Source organism: Candidatus Paraluminiphilus aquimaris, from assembly GCF_026230195.1.
GTDB lineage: Bacteria > Pseudomonadota > Gammaproteobacteria > Pseudomonadales > Halieaceae > Luminiphilus > Luminiphilus aquimaris.
Genome location: NZ_CP036501.1, coordinates 1,286,992 through 1,305,569, shown reverse-complemented (window position 1 = coordinate 1,305,569; position 18,578 = coordinate 1,286,992). Strand labels below are relative to the sequence as shown.

Sequence of the window (18,578 nt, the reverse complement as noted above, 5' to 3'; positions counted from 1 at the left end):
TAATGGAGACTGAAGATGAAGGTACTTAATCGATTATTGCTTCTTGCACTTGTAACGACAGCAACCCAGGCACAAGCGCAGTCCATGGTGATCAAAGGCGCAAATATCTTGGACGTCACCAATGGCGAAATAGTAAGGAATCATCTTGTAGTGGTCGATGATGGGCGTATTGCGCAGATAAGTCCGAGTTCATCAACCGAGCTGCCAAAAGGTGTTGAGGTGGTAGATCTCCAGGGCCACACATTGATGCCAGGTTTAATCGATATGCACGTGCACCTGACATCAGGTGGCGGCTATCACGGCTATGAGCGATTGAAGCTCACCGACGAGCGCCGTGCGATTTTGGGTGTAGTGCACGCCAAGCAAACATTGATGGCGGGGTTCACCACGGTACGAAACGTGGGTGCAGGATCATTTGGTGATGTCGCACTGCGCGATGCCATCAACGAAGGAGACATTCCGGGTCCTCGCATGTTGGTTTCAGGACCACCGATTGGCATCACGGGCGGCCACTGCTCAGATAACAACCTATTACCGCCTGAGTACAACATTACCGGAGAAGGCGTAGCCGATGGCCCTTGGGCGGCGCGCGCAGCTGTCAGACGAAATATCAAATACGGCGCAGACCTCATCAAAACCTGCTCCACGGGCGGCGTACTCTCGAAAGGCACCAAAGTCGGTGCACCTCAATACACGCTCGAGGAACTAACGGCACTCGCTGATGAAGCCCACAGTCGAGGATTGAAGGTGGCCTCCCACGCACACGGCTCAGAGGGCATCATCAACGCGCTCAAAGCTGGCGCTGATACGATTGAACACGCAAGTTTCATCGACGATGAGGGCATTCGACTTGCTATTGAGAACGACGCGGCGCTGTCGATGGATATCTATGTCACGGAATATATCCTGGGTGAAGGTGCCAGTGCTGGGATTTTGGAAGAGTCACTGGAAAAAGAGCGCAAGACCGGCGCCACTCAACGCGCTAACTTCCGAAAAGCCGTCGAGGCAGGCGCGACGATTGTTTACGGCACAGACGCGGGCGTGTATCCACACGGCCAGAACGCCAAACAGCTATCGCGCATGACACGGTTTGGTATGACGCCACTCCAAGCGATTCAGTCAGCCACGATGACCGCCGCTAAGGTGATGGGCTGGGGCTATGAGGTCGGCAAGATTGAAGCTGGGTATGTCGCAGACTTTGTGGCAGTAAAAGGAAACCCGCTTGAGAACATTGAGCTGCTCGAGGAGCCCGCCGCTGTGATCAAGGGAGGGGTTAGGTATCGCTAAGCGACCCTTTGTTTGCTCAGACCCTGTTGAAACTTACGTAGGCGGGTTTAATGGTCCAGAAATGGCGCAACATCGGCATTGCTCATGAGGCCGAGATCTAACCCCACTCGACCAAAGCTCGTTACCGAGAATTCGCCAATCTCACGACTTGTGTGCACTAGCGTGATCTCGCCACAAAGCGCCGAAAACGCGGCCTTTGAGACTTCCTGGAGTAGCGCAAACATCCGGTAGTAATCAGCCATTGGGGGCTTACTGAGCGATAGGCGCTTTTGGTTTTTTTCTGCAAGAAGCGCATCTACGGCAGTTTCAATTTTAGTAACTGAACCCGGTCGCATACTTTCCAGCTGCGCAACGGCCTCCGAGTAGCGAGTCTCTAAAATGACGTTGTCCCGGTCAGCATTTGGCGAGTGGTAATCAGCTAAGTCTTCGTCAAGCACAATCAGAGCTCGTTCCAATTGCAGCGTTTTGGCTACACGAGGCGTGATGGCTGAAATTCCCTTAGGCTCCAGTGGGTCGCCCTGAAGGATAAGCAATGGTGGCTTACCCGGTGGGTGTTGCTCCCAGTGTGCTATGAGCGAAGTCACTACGTTGCTAGCAACTCGCGTTGGGTCGCGCGTATCGTAACCGCCCATGCCCTCAACAAATAGCGGGTGGTACTGTTTGAAGGCATCCATAGGCGTCATGTTGCGATTGTAGCCGACAGATAAAACCTCATATGTGAATGTCGCGCATTATTGATGTCTTCTTTTAACTAAGGAACTCCACGCACGGCATCAAGCGAAAGGTCACCTTAAGGATCCAGCAAGATACGCAGTTAGAAAGTCTTAGCAAGAAGCAGGCGTCGCTCACAATTTCAGCATTGGAACCCTGCGCGCTCGCCTTGTCGGCATTATTTTAGGGATGAACTCGTAGTCGAATAGCCAGCCCCTAAATCGCGGAGACTCTAAGTCACCTTGCTCCAGCTTCGCAAATAATGGGAGTGTCGACCGGCGGTTCAAGAAGTGACTGAGATATGACTAGGGATTATCGTCGTCAGGGTCCTTGAGTTCTCCCAAGGACACCACGCCTGAGGGCAAAGCCAATTCATCAGGGTCCTTAAAGTCCCCATACGACACTGGCTCGGCAACCTCAGTTAGTGTAGCCAGCTCATCGTCCGGGTCTTTGAACTCACCAACCGAAACTTCAGTAAGGAAGACACGCTGGTCCTCATCGTCGGGATCACGTGGCTCTCCAACACTCACCAAAGGCTGATCTTGCCGCGGAGGAATGTCCTCAGGGTCTAAAAACTCACCCACGCTGACGGGTGGAAACTCTGACACGCCGAGCTCGCCATCCTCACCCAACAGAGGACGTGTAGCATCTAACTTCGTGACCAGTACCGCAACGTCTTCAGGCGAGGGCGCAGGTAGGTTATCGTCTCCCGCCCCGGTCGGCGCGGAAACTTGTTCCCTCGACTCGACGCTGACGGTCCTTGTAGAGGGTTCCGAGAGCCCAAAATAAAAAGCGCCGACCCCAACGAGGGTCAGCGCTACTAGAACGGTCACCAGACGACTCATATGGAGCCCGCTTCTGGGTGAGATCGGGTGTCTTAGCCAGCTTCTGGCAGCATTTCCACTCGATCGGCAACACACCAACCGTTAACTTTACGAGCATCATTGATAGTGAATGCAAGTTCGGTACTTGTGAGGCGCGCCAACAATGCAAGATCCAAGCGACGCTGCCCGTCGGCTTTCGAGGACCCCTCACCGCCGGTGGCATTCGCACAGTCAAGTGAGATGTACTTGAAGGGGCAGGTTGTGCCGCTAGTGTAAATACGCTTTGAGGGCTGAATCAGACAGCCACCATACTCGTTGCTGTCCGACATCAGGATGCGGTTCACACCTGTGTAAACTTTCTTTGTCGCCGCTCCTGCCGGAATAGCAACGAAAGCAATCAGCAAACCAACCAGTATCTTTTTCACGATAAATTCTCCGTTTAATTTCCGTCGTCACGCAAACAGCGATCTGTTGAGCCAATATTACAACTTCAAATCACAACTGCAAATAACGTAGCGCCCGTTTATCTGATTTCATTAGGCGTTTATCGGAAATAACTCTAAACTTTGAAGCTCATTCTCACCTCTGTGTTCGTGGACTCGACGTGCAAAGCTCTTTTTCGCTATTGGTCTTGTCGAAAGGAATTCCCCCAATGACGGGTGGGGTCGAATCCTACAGCTGGGCTGTAAGCCAAGCATTTGCGCGCATTTGCAGGCGGGTAACGCTCATAACAGCCTCGACTGACGGCAGGGTTCCCGATGAAACAACCCGGCTGAGCGAAGTAAGAAGCTTACGTGGAAGCTCACAACTCGCACTACTTATGCGTTTTGTGAAACAGTTACTGTGCCACCGCATTAAAGGTGACAAATTCGATGTGATTCACGCGACAACTTGGCGAATGGCGATACCGGCTGCCCTTGTATTCCCGCGCTCAAAGCTTCTGATAACAGTTCACGGCAATGAAATTTTGGTAACGTCATTGCCTCTTAAAATACTCATGCGATGGGTGATGCAACAAGCCGACTTACTCGTCTGTGTTAGCGGCTACACCCAATCATTACTCCGGGAGACCGTCTCCTCTTTGGACACCCGGACACTCGTCAACTATAACGGCGTCTCAAACTCAAAGCGCATCCAAGACGTCGAAGAAAAGTGGTTACGGCCCGACCAGCCACTAACAACTTTCACAGTATGTCGGCACGAGTCTCGTAAAAATTTATTTGCGGCGATCGAGGGCTTTATTTCTAGCGGTATCAAGGGCGAATATCGTATTGCTGGATCAGGGCCCGAGACTAACAAGTTGAAAGAACTGCTAAAAAAACACCCAAGTGCAAACGTAACGCTCTTAGGTCGGATTTCAGAGAATCAGCTGAACAACGAGTTCGCAAATGCTGAGATCTTTCTCCACCCGCAGCTAGAAATGAAAGGTACCGGTGACGTCGAGGGATTTGGCCTAGTGGTGGCCGATGCCATGGCGCATGGTTGCGTCGTTATCGCTGGTGCGAATGGTGGTACCAAAGAGCTCATAGATCATAAGTTGACGGGTTTATCGTTGAACGTTTGTGACTCAGACGACATCGCTCATGAGCTGTCTTGGTGTGTCGCTAACCGCGGCCAGTTAAATTCCATTGGTCTCGCGGCGCACCGACGTGCCACCCAAGATTTCAACTGGGATTCACACGCGGCCCGCATCATTTCGGAAATGCAATGACTAAAGGCGATATGGGTCATGTATTCATAGTAGGCGTGCCACGCAGTGGAACGACGCTGGTGCGTGACCTTATCTCAAGACATCCAGAAGTGGCGATGCCCCAGGATGAATTTCAGCTCATACCTTTTCTGATAAAGCGGTTTGGGTCTAAAGCTAAGCTCCATGACACTGACATCAACCGCTATCTAACCATCGTAAAAAGATCAGCATTTTATCATCACAGAAAAGCCGACACCCCTCTTGGTAACTGGCGGCCCAAGCGCGCAACGTTGCCAGAGGTCATTTCAGAGACGCTGCGGCATTTCGCGCCGAAGGAAACTTTTTCGGACCTGCGATATGTGGGAGACAAAACGCCCAATAACTTGCTTTACCTAGAAGCGATCACAGAGAGCTTTCCCAGATCGAAGTTTATTCATGTTGTCCGTGACCCACGGGATGTTGCATTGTCGGCTAGAAAGGCGTGGAAAAAATCATTGATACGAGCCGCTCACCAATGGCAACGCGGGGTGGCTGCCGCTTATCACTTCGCGCAAAAGCATCCTGACAACATCCTTACTGTTCGCTACGAAGACTTGCTCGCTGATTCCCGCACTGAGCTATTGGGTGTCTGTAACTTTTTAAACCTGCAATTTGATGAATCATTGCTTGAACTCACCGGATCGCGCGAAAAAATGGGTGATGCCGCTGGCTATCCCGGGGTCAAAACAGACAATGCTGGAAAATTTGAAGCGGCGTTGAGTGAGCACGAACACGAACTGTTTACCTCCTATATACATAAAGAAATGGCGGAATTTGGCTATGAATGCGCAAAGCCACGAAACACCCGTGATTTCAGTCAGCTTGAGCTAGCGATTCTGTCGCTCTACGACCTGATGGGAAGTACACTTAGGCACATAAAGGATAAAGGGCTGATCGGCGGCATACGCTATCGATTAGCCCAAATTTTGCTCCGCTGAGGAAAACAGTGATTTATTGGTTTTGGTTATCAACATTCCTCCTGGTTTACGTGTACCTGCTCTATCCCTTAATTATCTGGGGGATGGCCCGAGCCAAATTCACTAAGCACACTCACGACCTTGCAGCTAACAATCATTCAATTCCCACCATCACTGTCGTCGTTCCCGCCTACAATGAGGAAGACGTCATAGGGGCAAAACTTGAGAATTGTTTGTCGCTGGACTACCCCGCGGAACTGCTCGATATCGTCGTGGTATCTGATGGTTCTACAGACGATACAGATTCCATCGTCAACACCTTTGAGAGTGAGAGGCCGGAGCAACTTCGCCTCCACCGGATGACCAATCGTGGCGGAAAGACGGCAGGTATAAACTCGGTCATGCGGACAGTAGAGAGTGACATCACGGTTTTTACCGACACCAACGTGGTACTTGACGTCGACTCACTCAACCACATTGCAGCCTCCCTTGCGGCACCATCGGTAGGCGGGGTCGCAGGACAACTAACGTATGTGAATCCTGAAGCAAGCGAGACGGCTCAATCAGGCGGGCTTTACTGGCGATACGAGGAATTTATAAAGCGTAATGAGGGGTTGTGCGGTTCAATCATGGGCGCGGATGGCTCTATCTTTGCCATTAAGTCGCATTTTTTTCGGCAACTTCCGAACCATGTAATGGATGACTTCTGCACGTCCATGGGGATTGTTTTGCAAGGATACACCTTCGCTTTCGACGCTCGCATAAAAGCCTACGAAAAAAGTGCCGAAAAAAGCTCAGAAGAGTTTAAACGTAAAGTCCGCATCGCTAATCGCTCATTCAACAGTTATCGAGCGCTCTCTCTGGTCGGCAACCTTAGCCTCTTTGATACATGGAAGTTCATTTCTCATAAGTGGCTCAGGTGGATATCGTTTATCTTTTTATTGGTCGCGTTGATATCGAACGCAGCCATTGTTCTTGGCACCACAAACTTGGGGTATGAGGTCCTACTGGCATGTCAGGTAGTCGCCTACTCGCTCGCACTAACCAAACATGCCCTACCGTCACTGAAATTACCGCTCGTTGGTTCTTGGTATTATTTCGTGATGGCGAATGCCGCCAACGCAATCGGTATTTGTCAGTCGCTCTTGGGGAGAAAGACCACAATCTGGGCGTCTCCGTCGTCAAGCCGATGATTGGAGCAAGCGTGAACGACTTTGAAACGTCACATTTGATAAAGGGACACTACTCAAACTTGTGCTCAGACCACATGGGCCGTGATACTTGGCCCCATGACTGAGTTACCCAACGAATACGACGCAAGCAAAGGCTTTCGCAATGCGTTCTTAGTTGCTGCAGCGCTATGGGGCATCTCATTTCAGTTTATTCCCTTATTTGAACTGAGCGGTTTCTTAGTCAAGGTGCAGCATCTGTTGTTACTCTTTTTTGCTCTTCATGCCGCAACTACCAAGGCGTTATCAGGCAGGTTTACGCTGAGACTTCCTTACTTTCTAGTAGTGCTCATTTGGTTTTACATGATAAGCGCTGCGGGTTGGCTAGTGAACGCACTGATAGTAGCGCCTCATGAAGACTTCCTGTTGTTGTTCACTGAGCACGTTCTCGTGATACCGCTTTTATTAATCACTTTTAGCTTTTTTCGGCGCAGAATGCTGCTCGACTACCAACTGCTCTATCGTATTAGCATCATTTTCATATTGATGGCGATGGCTGGCATTTTGTGGCTCGCCGCACTTGCCGATGTTTCAATTCCTGAAGTATTCAGAAAGTATGTTGCGGGCGACGGAACGCTTCAATTTCTTCTGTTCAGGAAGATATACGAGGGTATTGCCGGCGAGACATCGGCAGCAAGACACACATTAATGTATGTGCTGTTTCTACTCGCTGCGTTTTTGCGATGTGCTCGCTTGCTCGACGAGCGAACAAGAAAGCCTTTCTCGTTCGACCTGATAGAGCTATCGATGCTCGCGCTTGTGGTCTTTGTGGGTGTGAGTAGGAAGGTGACGCTAACCGTCTTAATCTTTTACCTCGTCGCGTTGAGCCTTGAGTATCGCCACCTTGGGAAAGCGATATCAGACCGCTATCGCGTGTGGCTAATCGCGGGCACAACAATTGTCTCAATTGGCACCATCATTTTGATCGCAAATATCCCTTCGGCGGTTGTGGCCTCGCTACAAGACAGATACATCGTTGATGTCCTTACTAACTCTAGGATCTACCAAGTCAACCTAGTTTTCTCAGAGACGCTGGGAAGTATGGGCACCACACTGTTTGGAAATGGCCTCGGGCCGCTGGTCTCAAATGGACACTATGCACACAACCTGGTGCTATTTTTTCTGCATCAAGGGGGACTCATCATGGCATTGCCGGCGCTTTGTTTGTTTTTGTATGTGGCAGGACTATGCGTAAATGTCATCAGGTTTACAAAGGGAGGCGAGCAGCATGAAGTTTGGTTTGGCTTGGCTGCAGTGGCCTGTTTTCTCATTTTACTCACCCGTTTTGGCGTAGGTAACAAGGGTGAGCTTGCGATCATAGGCATTGTGGCCTCAGCACTCTCTGCAACGATTTTGGAGCAGACACAGCGTTACCGTCGGCTTCCCCTCGCAAATTCACCGCAGTGAAATTCTCAGACCACAAACTCCTGAAAAGCAGTGTCATCAGCGCATTGATACGCGGCGTTGGCGCCCTGACGTCGTTGCTGATGAGCTGGGTCATTGCGCGATATTATGGTGCTGAACAGGCGGGGCTCTTTTTTTTGGCGCTCGCGATTATCACCTTTCTCGGGACGGCAACTCGAGCCGGCGTCGATATAAGTATCGTACGATTCATTGGCGCTGCGGAGGGTAAGAATCAGGGAGTTCGCATACAAAGCGTGACTACTAGAGCTCTCACTCTCACGATTCCCTTAACCCTTTTGGCGTCGTTGGTTTTATTCTTCGCCGGTGACAATATAGCTGCTCACGTTTTTAAAAAGGTGGCACTTGGACCTGTTCTAGTAATGATGGGTCTGGCCTTGCCGGGCATTACATTACTTACTGTTTATGGCATGGGCTTACAGGGACTTCATAGGACCGTAACCTCTGTGTTAACGCTTAAGATTGCTGGGCCGGTCCTGTTCATCGCTATTGTCTTCCAAGTATCCTTCGCCGAGGCGAATGACCTAGCAGCGCTTTATGCGGGCTCCATGCTCCTGGCCGGTCTGGTAGGCGGAGCACTGTTTCGTTACTTGAGGCCCATCAACGCAATAGGTCATAAAATATCGTGGCCAGAGTTTAAGGATAGCAGTCGACCACTATGGTTAGGGCAAATCGCCCAGCAAATCATGTTGCTATCCAGCCAAATTGTCTGTGGTATCTGGTTGTCATCCCAAGACGTCGCGCTACTCACCACAGCTCAGCGAACCGCCATGCTAACGCCCTTTATTTTACTCGCTGTAAATATGGTCGTAACGCCCAAATTTTCGGCTCTGTATGAGCAGAAGAAATTCAGTGAGTTAGAAAATCTCGCCATCGACGCCACTAAGCTCATGCTCATAGTTGGCATGCCAGTCGCTTTATTCATGTTGGTCTTCTCATCTCAAATAATGTCTAGCTTTGGGCCTGACTTCGCGCCAGCGGCAGTACTCCTTCAAATAATCACGCTAGGACAAGTTGTGAACATCGCAACCGGAAGTGCCAACATGCTCTTGGTAAGCACGGGCAATGAGGATGCGCTGAAGTTCACCTACTACACCGGGGCAGCCATCGCCGTTATTGTGTGCGCCTGTTTGATACCTGTTTATGGTGTTTTGGGCGGAGCTATAGCTACCGCGCTGGCCATTGCGATCCAAAATATCGCAACAGTTACCATGGTTCGAAAACGCCTAGGAATGACCGTTCTTCCACCCATTTTGCGAGCCAATTGAAACAGATGCCTCTGCAGTAACAGATAATATCTCTCAGGCTCTCAGCTATCTGAGTAGCCAGAATACAACCGCATCGTGCGTCAGCCGTTTTCTTAGTTCTACAATGCTGTTACCCTCTCGACCAAAGTTTGGTGGTGCTGCATGCAGCGATCCAAAACGTCACAATTGTCACAACCCAAGTTGTGAGTGATAATGCTTCGCTTCAATTGCGCAACAAGAATGAACTTTCAGTCTCAGGACGAAAGTGGGTGAGTCGTTTTGAGTTTGGTTGGGACATCTAAGATAAAACGTGGTGCAGACGTCGTTGTCAGTCTCACGGGTATTGCGGCGTTAGCCCCAGTGCTTGCGTTATTAGTCGTTGTTCTAAAGCTGGGTGGCGGATCCGCGGTTTTTGCCCATACCCGCGTAGGCCGCAATGGCACGCTATTTAAATGCTACAAGTTCCGAACCATGCATACGGACGCAGCGCGTCGACTCTCAGATTTGCTGTCGAAGGATGAAGAAGCAAAACACGAGTGGGAAACCCATTTTAAATTGAAGACCGATCCCCGAGTTACGAGCTTAGGCCGGATACTACGAAAATCCAGTCTGGATGAGCTTCCACAGCTCTTCAATGTGCTTAAAGGCGATATGAGTCTCGTTGGGCCAAGGCCAGTGATTGAGGAAGAACTGCGGCTCTACGGGGATTACGCATCCGATTATCTCACGGTAAGACCGGGCATCACCGGGCTATGGCAGGTCTCTGGCCGCAACGATCTGGACTACGATGAACGCGTGTCACTCGATGTAACCTACATTCACCAGTGGAGTCACAAGCTTGACCTGCGAATACTGCTTAAAACAATTCGAGTGGTATTTACGCATCGCGGAGCTTACTAACTAGCCGCTCCGAAGACTGACGACTGACTAACTTAGGACGCTGAGAATCCAAGCTCACCAACTGCCTTGCATCCCTTTCACAATAGCTAAGAGACTTTATAAGCCCAACGATTGAACTGCTCCTTACCGAAACCTGAGGACGTGGGCAGCACGCGGCGGCGGCCATGCTCCAACCACTGAAGTCTTTGCTTAGGTGGGCGCGAGCAACTGCTTTTTGGCGCTCATACTTCTGTTCGACAGTTCACAAGGGACGCATAATTCGTTTTCACTCGTATAGAAAAAGCCATCCGGATGGCCGACTTTTCCCTTTCTGGGAAGGCTAGTGCGTCTGCCGGTTAATGCTCTTGAGCCAGCCGCTAGCCTCCAGCCCTAACCAAGCTATTGGCTTTGTTGCTTCCGGCCTCATCCTACTCTTTGATGGCGAACCTCAGATAACCGCAACCAACAACCCATAAGTAAAAAAGGGCCACCCTCACGGATAGCCCTTGGTAATTTAGATGGCTGGAGATGACCTACAATGTGTTAAAAGGGCTACTTTCAATCACTACATTACGCCTCCAACGCACCCACCGCCGCACCTTCGGCGAAGACGCGCTGGTCTCTACCTAGGGGCGTCAGCGACTGCTTTTTGAGGCATAGTTCCATCACGGGAAAAACAGTAATTCATAAAATCCTATACAAAAAAACCAGCCTATTGGCTAGGTTCTCTTATTTAGAAGCCTGGCGATGACCTTCAATCTGTTCAAAGCGCTGCTGTCAATCACTACGTGACGCCTCCGGCGCACCCGCTGCCGCACCTACAGTACAGGCGTGGTGGTCTCTGCCTAGGAGGGTCAGCGACTGCTTTTTGGTTCACATACTCCGCTTCGATGCGTCACGGGGAAAGCAGGAATTCATCAATCCATTAAATCCTACACAAAAAAAACCCAGCCGATTGGCTGGGTTCTTTTATTTAGAAGCCTGGCGATGACCTACTCTCACATGGGGAAACCCCACACTACCATCGGCGATGCATCGTTTCACTTCTGAGTTCGGGATGGAGTCAGGTGGTTCCAATGCTCTGTTGTCGCCAGGCAAATCGGCATAGATGACAGATGTTCTGCAAAGCAGCCCAAAGGCCATCTAAATAGGGTAGGTAAATTAAGCTGAGCCTTTCGCAGGTGATAAACCCTGCTACACACAATGACTTGTCACAACACCCAGTGTCTTCTTACGTGTGCTTTATACAGCGCACACAAAACAACTTGGATTATATGGTCAAGCCGCACGAGCAATTAGTACTGGTTAGCTCAACGCCTTACAACGCTTCCACATCCAGCCTATCAACGTCCTAGTCTTGGACGGCTCTTAAGAACCCTCAAGGGGGTTAGGGAGAACTAGTCTTGGGAGGGGCTTCCCGCTTAGATGCTTTCAGCGGTTATCCTGTCCGAACGTAGCTACCCGGCAATGCGTCTGGCGACACAACCGGAACACCAGGGGTTCGTCCACTCCGGTCCTCTCGTACTAGGAGCAGCTTCCCTCAATTCTCCAACGCCCACGGCAGATAGGGACCGAACTGTCTCACGACGTTCTAAACCCAGCTCGCGTACCACTTTAAATGGCGAACAGCCATACCCTTGGGACCGGCTTCAGCCCCAGGATGTGATGAGCCGACATCGAGGTGCCAAACACCGCCGTCGATGTGAACTCTTGGGCGGTATCAGCCTGTTATCCCCGGAGTACCTTTTATCCGTTGAGCGATGGCCCTTCCATACAGAACCACCGGATCACTAAGACCTACTTTCGTACCTGATCGTCTTGTCAGACTCTCAGTCAAGCGCGCTTGTGCCTTTACACTAACCTCATGATTTCCGACCATGATTAGCGCACCTTCGTGCTCCTCCGTTACTCTTTGGGAGGAGACCGCCCCAGTCAAACTACCCACCACACACTGTCCCCGATCCAGATAATGGACCTAGGTTAGAACCTCAACGTTACCAGGCTGGTATTTCAAGGTCGGCTCCCTATGAACTGGCGTCCATAGTTCAAAGCCTCCCAGCTATCCTACACAAATAAAGTCAAAGTCCAGTGTGAAGCTATAGTAAAGGTTCACGGGGTCTTTCCGTCTAGCCGCGGGTACACTGCATCTTAACAGCGATTTCAATTTCACTGAGTCTCGGGTGGAGACAGCGTGGCCATCGTTACGCCATTCGTGCAGGTCGGAACTTACCCGACAAGGAATTTCGCTACCTTAGGACCGTTATAGTTACGGCCGCCGTTTACCGGGGCTTCGATCAAGAGCTTCTCCGAAGATAACCCCATCAATTAACCTTCCGGCACCGGGCAGGCGTCACACCCTATACGTCCACTTACGTGTTTGCAGAGTGCTATGTTTTTAATAAACAGTCGCAGCCACCTGGTCACTTCGGCCAGCCTCAGCTTAGGGAGCAAGTCCCATCACCAAAACCGGCGTACCTTCTCCCGAAGTTACGGTACCATTTTGCCTAGTTCCTTCACCCGAGTTCTCTCAAGCGCCTTGGTATTCTCTACCTGATCACCTGTGTCGGTTTACAGTACGGTTCCTTCTTACCTGAAGCTTAGAAGCTTTTCCTGGAAGCATGGCATCAACCACTTCGTCCAAAAGAGGACTCGTCATCAGTTCTCGGCCTTAGAATCCCGGATTTGCCTAAGATTCCAGCCTACTACCTTAAACGCGGACAACCATCGCCGCGCTGGCCTAGCCTTCTCCGTCCCTCCATCGCAGTAAGAAGAAGTACAGGAATATTAACCTGTTTCCCATCGACTACGGATTTCTCCCTCGCCTTAGGGGCCGACTCACCCTACGCCGATTAGCGTTGCGTAGGAAACCTTGATCTTCCGGCGAGGGGGTTTTTCACCCCCTTTGTCGTTACTCATGTCAGCATTCGCACTTCTGATACCTCCAGCAAACCTCTCGGTTCACCTTCAACGGCTTACAGAACGCTCCTCTACCATGCATGCAAGCATGCATCCGCAGCTTCGGTTACCAATTTAGCCCCGTTACATCTTCCGCGCAGGCCGACTCGACTAGTGAGCTATTACGCTTTCTTTAAAGGATGGCTGCTTCTAAGCCAACCTCCTAGCTGTCTAAGCCTTCCCACATCGTTTCCCACTTAATTGGTATTTGGGACCTTAGCTGGCGGTCTGGGTTGTTTCCCTCTTGACAACGGACGTTAGCACCCGCTGTCTGTCTGCCGTGATTGTACTCCTGGGTATTCGGAGTTTGCATGGGTTTGGTAAGTCGGGATGACCCCCTAGCCCAAACAGTGCTCTACCCCCCAGGGTAAGACACGACGCTCTACCTAAATAGATTTCGAGGAGAACCAGCTATCTCCGAGCTTGATTAGCCTTTCACTCCGATCCACAGCTCATCCCCTAACTTTTCAACGTTAGTGGGTTCGGTCCTCCAGTGCCTGTTACGGCACCTTCAACCTGGCCATGGATAGATCGCCCGGTTTCGGGTCTATTGCCTGCAACTATGCGCCCTATTAAGACTCGGTTTCCCTACGCCTCCCCTACACGGTTAAGCTTGCTACAGACAATAAGTCGCTGACCCATTATACAAAAGGTACGCAGTCACACCACGAAGGTGCTCCCACTGCTTGTACGCATACGGTTTCAGGTTCTATTTCACTCCCCTCTCCGGGGTTCTTTTCGCCTTTCCCTCACGGTACTGGTTCACTATCGGTCAGTCAGTAGTATTTAGCCTTGGAGGATGGTCCCCCCATGTTCAGTCAAGATAACACGTGTCCCGACCTACTCGAATAAAACAAGGATAGATTTCGCGTACGGGGCTATCACCCTCTATTGCCGGACTTTCCAGACCGTTCCGCTATCACACCAAGTTCTTTAGGGCTGATCCCAGGTCGCTCGCCGCTACTGTGGGAATCTCAATTGATTTCTTTTCCTCCGGGTACTTAGATGTTTCAGTTCCCCGGGTTCGCCTCTTATACCTATGTATTCAGTATAAGATACCCGTAAAGGGTGGGTTTCCCCATTCGGAAATCTCCGGATCAAAGTCTGTTTGCCGACTCCCCGAAGCTTAACGCAGGCTACAACGTCCTTCATCGCCTCTGACTGCCAAGGCATCCACCGTATGCGCTTAGTCACTTGACCATATAACCGAAGTTATCTGTGATATCCGAGGATATCGCTCCGAAGAGCTCAAGAAGACATTTCCCCGACCCCCTTGTGCGTAGGCCAGGTACTTATGAACGCTGATGCAAAGGTTAATGCATCAACGCGCCGGATGTTGTGACGCTTAAGTCACAGTATGTATATTTTAAAAACTCGATTTACAGGCACGGGAATTGAAAACCGTGCCTGAAAACTTTTATCTAAGAATTATCCTCATCACTTGAGCGAACTCAAATGCTGATTTCTAATTCAAAGACTCAGCTTAATTTACCTTGTTAAAGAACAACTGGTTGCCGAAACCAGTCAACAACACACGACTTGTGTGCTCTTGACTAATTTCGCTGCGACATACGATAAGTGGTGGAGCTACGCGGGATCGAACCGCGGACCTCTTGAATGCAAATCAAGCGCTCTCCCAGCTGAGCTATAGCCCCATTTTTAGGAATGGTAGGCCTGGGCAGATTTGAACTGCCGACCTCACCCTTATCAGGGGTGCGCTCTAACCAACTGAGCTACAGGCCTATAAGGTGCACCCGAAAGTAACGTCGCAACAACGTAGAGATAAAGACAAATGTGTGAACACTTGAAGGATGGTGTTAGTTCGTTTAAGGAGGTGATCCAGCCCCAGGTTCCCCTAGGGCTACCTTGTTACGACTTCACCCCAGTCATGAATCACTCCGTGGTGATCGTCCTCCCGAAGGTTAGACTAACCACTTCTGGAGCAACCCACTCCCATGGTGTGACGGGCGGTGTGTACAAGGCCCGGGAACGTATTCACCGCGACATTCTGATTCGCGATTACTAGCAATTCCGACTTCATGGAGTCGAGTTGCAGACTCCAATCCGGACTACGACTAGGTTTGTCGGATTAGCTCCCCATCGCTGGTTTGCAGCCGTCTGTCCTAGCCATTGTAGCACGTGTGTAGCCCAGGCCGTAAGGGCCATGATGACTTGACGTCGTCCCCACCTTCCTCCGGTTTGTCACCGGCAGTCTCCTTAGAGTTCCCACCATTACGTGCTGGCAACTAAGGACAAGGGTTGCGCTCGTTACGGGACTTAACCCAACATCTCACGACACGAGCTGACGACAGCCATGCAGCACCTGTCACCCGGTTCCCGAAGGCACCAATCTATCTCTAGAAAGTTCCGGGGATGTCAAGGCCTGGTAAGGTTCTTCGCGTTGCATCGAATTAAACCACATGCTCCACTGCTTGTGCGGGCCCCCGTCAATTCATTTGAGTTTTAACCTTGCGGCCGTACTCCCCAGGCGGTCTACTTATTGCGTTAGCTGCGCTACAAAGGTCTCAAGTACCCCTACAGCTAGTAGACATCGTTTACGGCGTGGACTACCGGGGTATCTAATCCCGTTTGCTCCCCACGCTTTCGCACCTCAGCGTCAATGTCGAGCCAGGAGGCCGCCTTCGCCACTGGTATTCCTCCATATATCTACGCATTTCACTGCTACACATGGAATTCTACCTCCCTCTCCCGCATTCTAGTGATCCAGTATCGGATGCAGTTCCCAGGTTGAGCCCGGGGCTTTCACATCCGACTTAAAAAACCGCCTACGCGCGCTTTACGCCCAGTAATTCCGATTAACGCTTGCACCCTCCGTATTACCGCGGCTGCTGGCACGGAGTTAGCCGGTGCTTCTTCTAAAGGTAACGTCAGGGCTAATGGTTATTAACCATTAGCTTTTCCTCCCAATTGAAAGTGCTTTACAACCCTAGGGCCTTCTTCACACACGCGGCATGGCTGCGTCAGGGTTTCCCCCATTGCGCAATATTCCCGACTGCTGCCTCCCGTAGGAGTCCGGGCCGTGTCTCAGTCCCGGTGTGGCTGATCATCCTCTCAGACCAGCTAAAGATCGTCGCCTTGGTGAGCCATTACCTCACCAACAAGCTAATCTTACGCAGGCTCATCCAATAGCACGAGGTCCGAAGATCCCCCGCTTTCCCCCTTAGGGCGTATGCGGTATTAGCTAGCGTTTCCACTAGTTGTCCCCCACTACTGGGTAGATTCCTACGCGTTACTCACCCGTCCGCCGCTGTACTCACCCCGAAGGGCTTCCTCGCTCGACTTGCATGTCTTAGGCCTGCCGCCAGCGTTCAATCTGAGCCATGATCAAACTCTTCAGTTGAAGAATCTTTTACCTCTGCCGAAGCAAGAGGGGTAAGTTACGCAAAGCTTGCTTTACCTACCAAATCTCAGCTCAGATACAATTTCGAAATCAAAAGTTCTGTAATGAACTGTTGGTCACTTGTTGTATCTGAATAGTTACTTAACAACCATTCCAACAAGTGCCCACACATCTGTCTTTATCTTGTTTTTAAGGGTCAAACCGCCGCTTGGGCTGGCTTTGCTGCTTTGGGTTACCCCCGAAGCGAGGTGCGCATTCTACATAGCAATCTGAGCCGTGCAAGCCCTTTTTTCAATTAATTTAAAAAAAGTGCTGTGTGCATATTTCGGGTTGTTTTGACAACGAGAATGGAGCACCGATCCCGAGGCAGTTTTGCCGCGGGAGGCGCAGTATCTAACAGCGGTGTCAGTAGTGCAATTAAGATTGAGACTAAGGCAGGAAATAGTTGTTTACGATCACATCTGAAATCGTAATAGTTGTGCAAGGCACATGCCCGTCCGCGTAATTGGCGATAAAACTATTTATCGCATCCCAAAGCCTTTGGCTTCGTTTTGTTACTTTTTAACCGGACTCTTCTTGCGCAGCTGATTAAAGGCACGCTGTTCATTGCGCATTAATTTACGATGCGCCTCGAACTTCTCAAACAGCAGACCCGGAAGGTCATTATCCTTCTGCACCTGCTTGAATAACAAAGCCACTACTCTGGCCCTTTCCATAGGGGTTACCGTTAATAGCGGGTCCTCCATCTCACGCACAAAGCCTGCCACCGCATCGGGTGTCATATCACCCAGACGGTCTTCACCTAACCTGGCTGTATAGGCGCTGTGCTTTGCATCAATAACCTGACGCGCAGTCAATAGCGCCTCAATAATCCCCTGTGATTGCGCATCAGAGTAACCAAGGTTAGTTGACTCTTGTTGATAGGATTCAAGTTCGGGGAAATGATTTAGCAAGGGAGGATTTTGAGAGGAATTTGAGGATTTAGCACCTAGGCCGTGCTTTAGAGCATTCCTAGCACTGCGCAACTTACCCTCGTTGCTTTGAGGGCCAGAGGATTTTTGCGCGTTCGCCCTATTGGCGACTAACTTCTCGACGCTGATCTTCAATAGCCTTCTCGATACCCTGCTCTAGCTGCCTGATCTCAAGGTCTATCTTCTTAAGCAGCTGCGGAGCGAACCGGAACGACTCATAGGACTGCATCAACAGGCGCATATTCTTAAACTGCCACTCAATTAACCGATCAATCACCTCAAGCTCCTTGATTGACCGCCTAACTGCATCCGCCCTAAGCGATGCCATGTTATGGCACTTTGATCGCATTGCACTATCCAAGAATGCTTGATCATCAGGATCTAATACCTGACCCGACCAAGAACCTAACAGGCAGTCAAAAAACCGAAGCGCTTTTTCCTCTGCATCCATACCCAGATCACTTCGGCTCTTAATAAGCATTACCATCTTCATCACAATCAGGTGGTCCTTGTCCTTCTGATAGGTCTTAACCCACCACATCGCATCCGCCAACTGGCGCACCAACTCACCCAACACACCCTCGGGCAAGTCGTAGCTGTTAAGGATTTGATCTACATGGTCTTTGTATTCAGGAAGATTGCTGTAGCTAGCAGATTGAGGGAGTTTTTTTATGATCTGCCACAGAGATATCCCCTACCCCTTGAAGTTAAGGGTAACGCCGGGATTGACCAGAGGGTCACCGGCGAATTGGATGCCCGCATTTTCTAACGTAGATTTAAACTTCAACAAAACTGACAAGTTTGCACTCGGAACACCACCAACCATCTCATAACGACGCAGGGTTGTCGCACCAACATTACTTCGTTTCGCAAGCTCAGCTGCACTCCAACCTAAAAGTGTACGAGAGGCCCTGATTTGTTCAGAAGAAACCGTTTATTATCCATTTATGGATTATTTTATTCGATTATAAGGATTTTTATTATCCATATTCGCAGAATAACATGATTGACCATATATTCGCCAAATTTGATGGCGCCTTTGCCAA

The 18,578-nt window shown here is 50.4% G+C and carries 13 protein-coding genes, 2 tRNA genes and 3 rRNA genes; 7 read left to right on the top strand and 11 right to left on the bottom strand.

The genetic code is table 11. The annotated features are described in order from the left end of the window. Positions 1 to 15 precede the first annotated feature (15 nt). Positions 16 to 1,287 (top strand): Xaa-Pro dipeptidase, encoded by a 1,272-nt coding sequence (locus E0F26_RS06030; protein WP_279243140.1) that lies wholly within the window; start codon positions 16 to 18, stop codon positions 1,285 to 1,287. A 47-nt stretch (positions 1,288 to 1,334) separates the two neighbouring features. Here the strand turns inward: E0F26_RS06030 and E0F26_RS06025 are convergent, their stop codons facing one another. From E0F26_RS06025 to E0F26_RS06015, 3 genes are all read right to left on the bottom strand, one after another. Next, the gene (locus E0F26_RS06025; RefSeq protein WP_279243139.1) at positions 1,335 to 1,970 is read right to left on the bottom strand and encodes a shikimate kinase; all 636 of its coding nucleotides are present in this window, start codon (positions 1,968 to 1,970) and stop codon (positions 1,335 to 1,337) included. A 333-nt stretch (positions 1,971 to 2,303) separates the two neighbouring features. Next, on the bottom strand, positions 2,304 to 2,843 hold the full coding sequence (locus E0F26_RS06020) for a hypothetical protein (protein WP_279243138.1): 540 nt from the start codon (positions 2,841 to 2,843) through the stop codon (positions 2,304 to 2,306). A gap of 32 nt (positions 2,844 to 2,875) precedes the next feature. Next, a complete protein-coding gene (locus E0F26_RS06015; RefSeq protein ID WP_279243137.1) occupies positions 2,876 to 3,247 on the bottom strand; it encodes a hypothetical protein in 372 nt (123 codons plus the stop codon). A 227-nt stretch (positions 3,248 to 3,474) separates the two neighbouring features. Between E0F26_RS06015 and E0F26_RS06010 the strand changes: the two genes are divergently transcribed. The 6 genes from E0F26_RS06010 (at position 3,475) to E0F26_RS05985 (ending at position 10,266) form a co-directional block, all read left to right on the top strand. After that, on the top strand, positions 3,475 to 4,533 hold the full coding sequence (locus tag E0F26_RS06010; protein ID WP_279243136.1) for a glycosyltransferase family 4 protein: 1,059 nt from the start codon (positions 3,475 to 3,477) through the stop codon (positions 4,531 to 4,533). Continuing rightward, positions 4,530 to 5,489, top strand: coding sequence for a sulfotransferase family protein (locus tag E0F26_RS06005; RefSeq protein ID WP_279243135.1), 960 nt, complete (start codon positions 4,530 to 4,532; stop codon positions 5,487 to 5,489). The genes E0F26_RS06010 and E0F26_RS06005 overlap by 4 nt, the downstream gene beginning before the upstream one ends. An 8-nt stretch (positions 5,490 to 5,497) precedes the next feature. Beyond that, entirely contained in the window at positions 5,498 to 6,661 is a 1,164-nt protein-coding gene (locus E0F26_RS06000; protein WP_279243134.1) for a glycosyltransferase family 2 protein, read from the top strand. A 96-nt stretch (positions 6,662 to 6,757) separates the two neighbouring features. Beyond that, positions 6,758 to 8,104 (top strand): hypothetical protein, encoded by a 1,347-nt coding sequence (locus E0F26_RS05995; protein WP_279243133.1) that lies wholly within the window; start codon positions 6,758 to 6,760, stop codon positions 8,102 to 8,104. Continuing rightward, complete coding sequence (locus E0F26_RS05990; protein WP_279243132.1) at positions 8,101 to 9,387, top strand: MATE family efflux transporter; 1,287 nt, start codon at positions 8,101 to 8,103, stop codon at positions 9,385 to 9,387. Before E0F26_RS05995 ends, E0F26_RS05990 begins: the two co-directional genes overlap by 4 nt. Positions 9,388 to 9,645: 258 nt before the next feature. Continuing rightward, a complete protein-coding gene (locus E0F26_RS05985; RefSeq protein ID WP_279243131.1) occupies positions 9,646 to 10,266 on the top strand; it encodes a sugar transferase in 621 nt (206 codons plus the stop codon). A gap of 958 nt (positions 10,267 to 11,224) precedes the next feature. Here the strand turns inward: E0F26_RS05985 and rrf are convergent. The 8 genes from rrf to E0F26_RS05945 form a co-directional block, all read right to left on the bottom strand. After that, positions 11,225 to 11,340, bottom strand: a 5S ribosomal RNA gene (rrf, locus tag E0F26_RS05980). Positions 11,341 to 11,519: 179 nt separating this feature from the next. Then, positions 11,520 to 14,400, bottom strand: a 23S ribosomal RNA gene (locus tag E0F26_RS05975). A gap of 379 nt (positions 14,401 to 14,779) precedes the next feature. Further along, positions 14,780 to 14,855: transfer RNA gene (locus tag E0F26_RS05970), tRNA-Ala, on the bottom strand. An 11-nt stretch (positions 14,856 to 14,866) separates the two neighbouring features. Further along, positions 14,867 to 14,943: transfer RNA gene (locus tag E0F26_RS05965), tRNA-Ile, on the bottom strand. 84 nt (positions 14,944 to 15,027) lie between these two features. Beyond that, positions 15,028 to 16,561: ribosomal RNA gene (locus tag E0F26_RS05960) — 16S ribosomal RNA — on the bottom strand. The 16S, 23S and 5S rRNA genes sit together here with 2 tRNA genes alongside, the layout of an rRNA operon. Positions 16,562 to 17,115: 554 nt before the next feature. Next, positions 17,116 to 17,667: a hypothetical protein gene (locus E0F26_RS05955; protein WP_279243130.1), complete on the bottom strand. Its 552-nt coding sequence runs from the start codon at positions 17,665 to 17,667 to the stop codon at positions 17,116 to 17,118. Next, the gene (locus tag E0F26_RS05950) at positions 17,633 to 18,094 is read right to left on the bottom strand and encodes a hypothetical protein (RefSeq protein ID WP_279243129.1); all 462 of its coding nucleotides are present in this window, start codon (positions 18,092 to 18,094) and stop codon (positions 17,633 to 17,635) included. The genes E0F26_RS05955 and E0F26_RS05950 overlap by 35 nt, the downstream gene beginning before the upstream one ends. A gap of 132 nt (positions 18,095 to 18,226) precedes the next feature. Continuing rightward, a complete protein-coding gene (locus tag E0F26_RS05945) occupies positions 18,227 to 18,448 on the bottom strand; it encodes a helix-turn-helix domain-containing protein (RefSeq protein ID WP_279243198.1) in 222 nt (73 codons plus the stop codon). Positions 18,449 to 18,578: the final 130 nt, after the last annotated feature.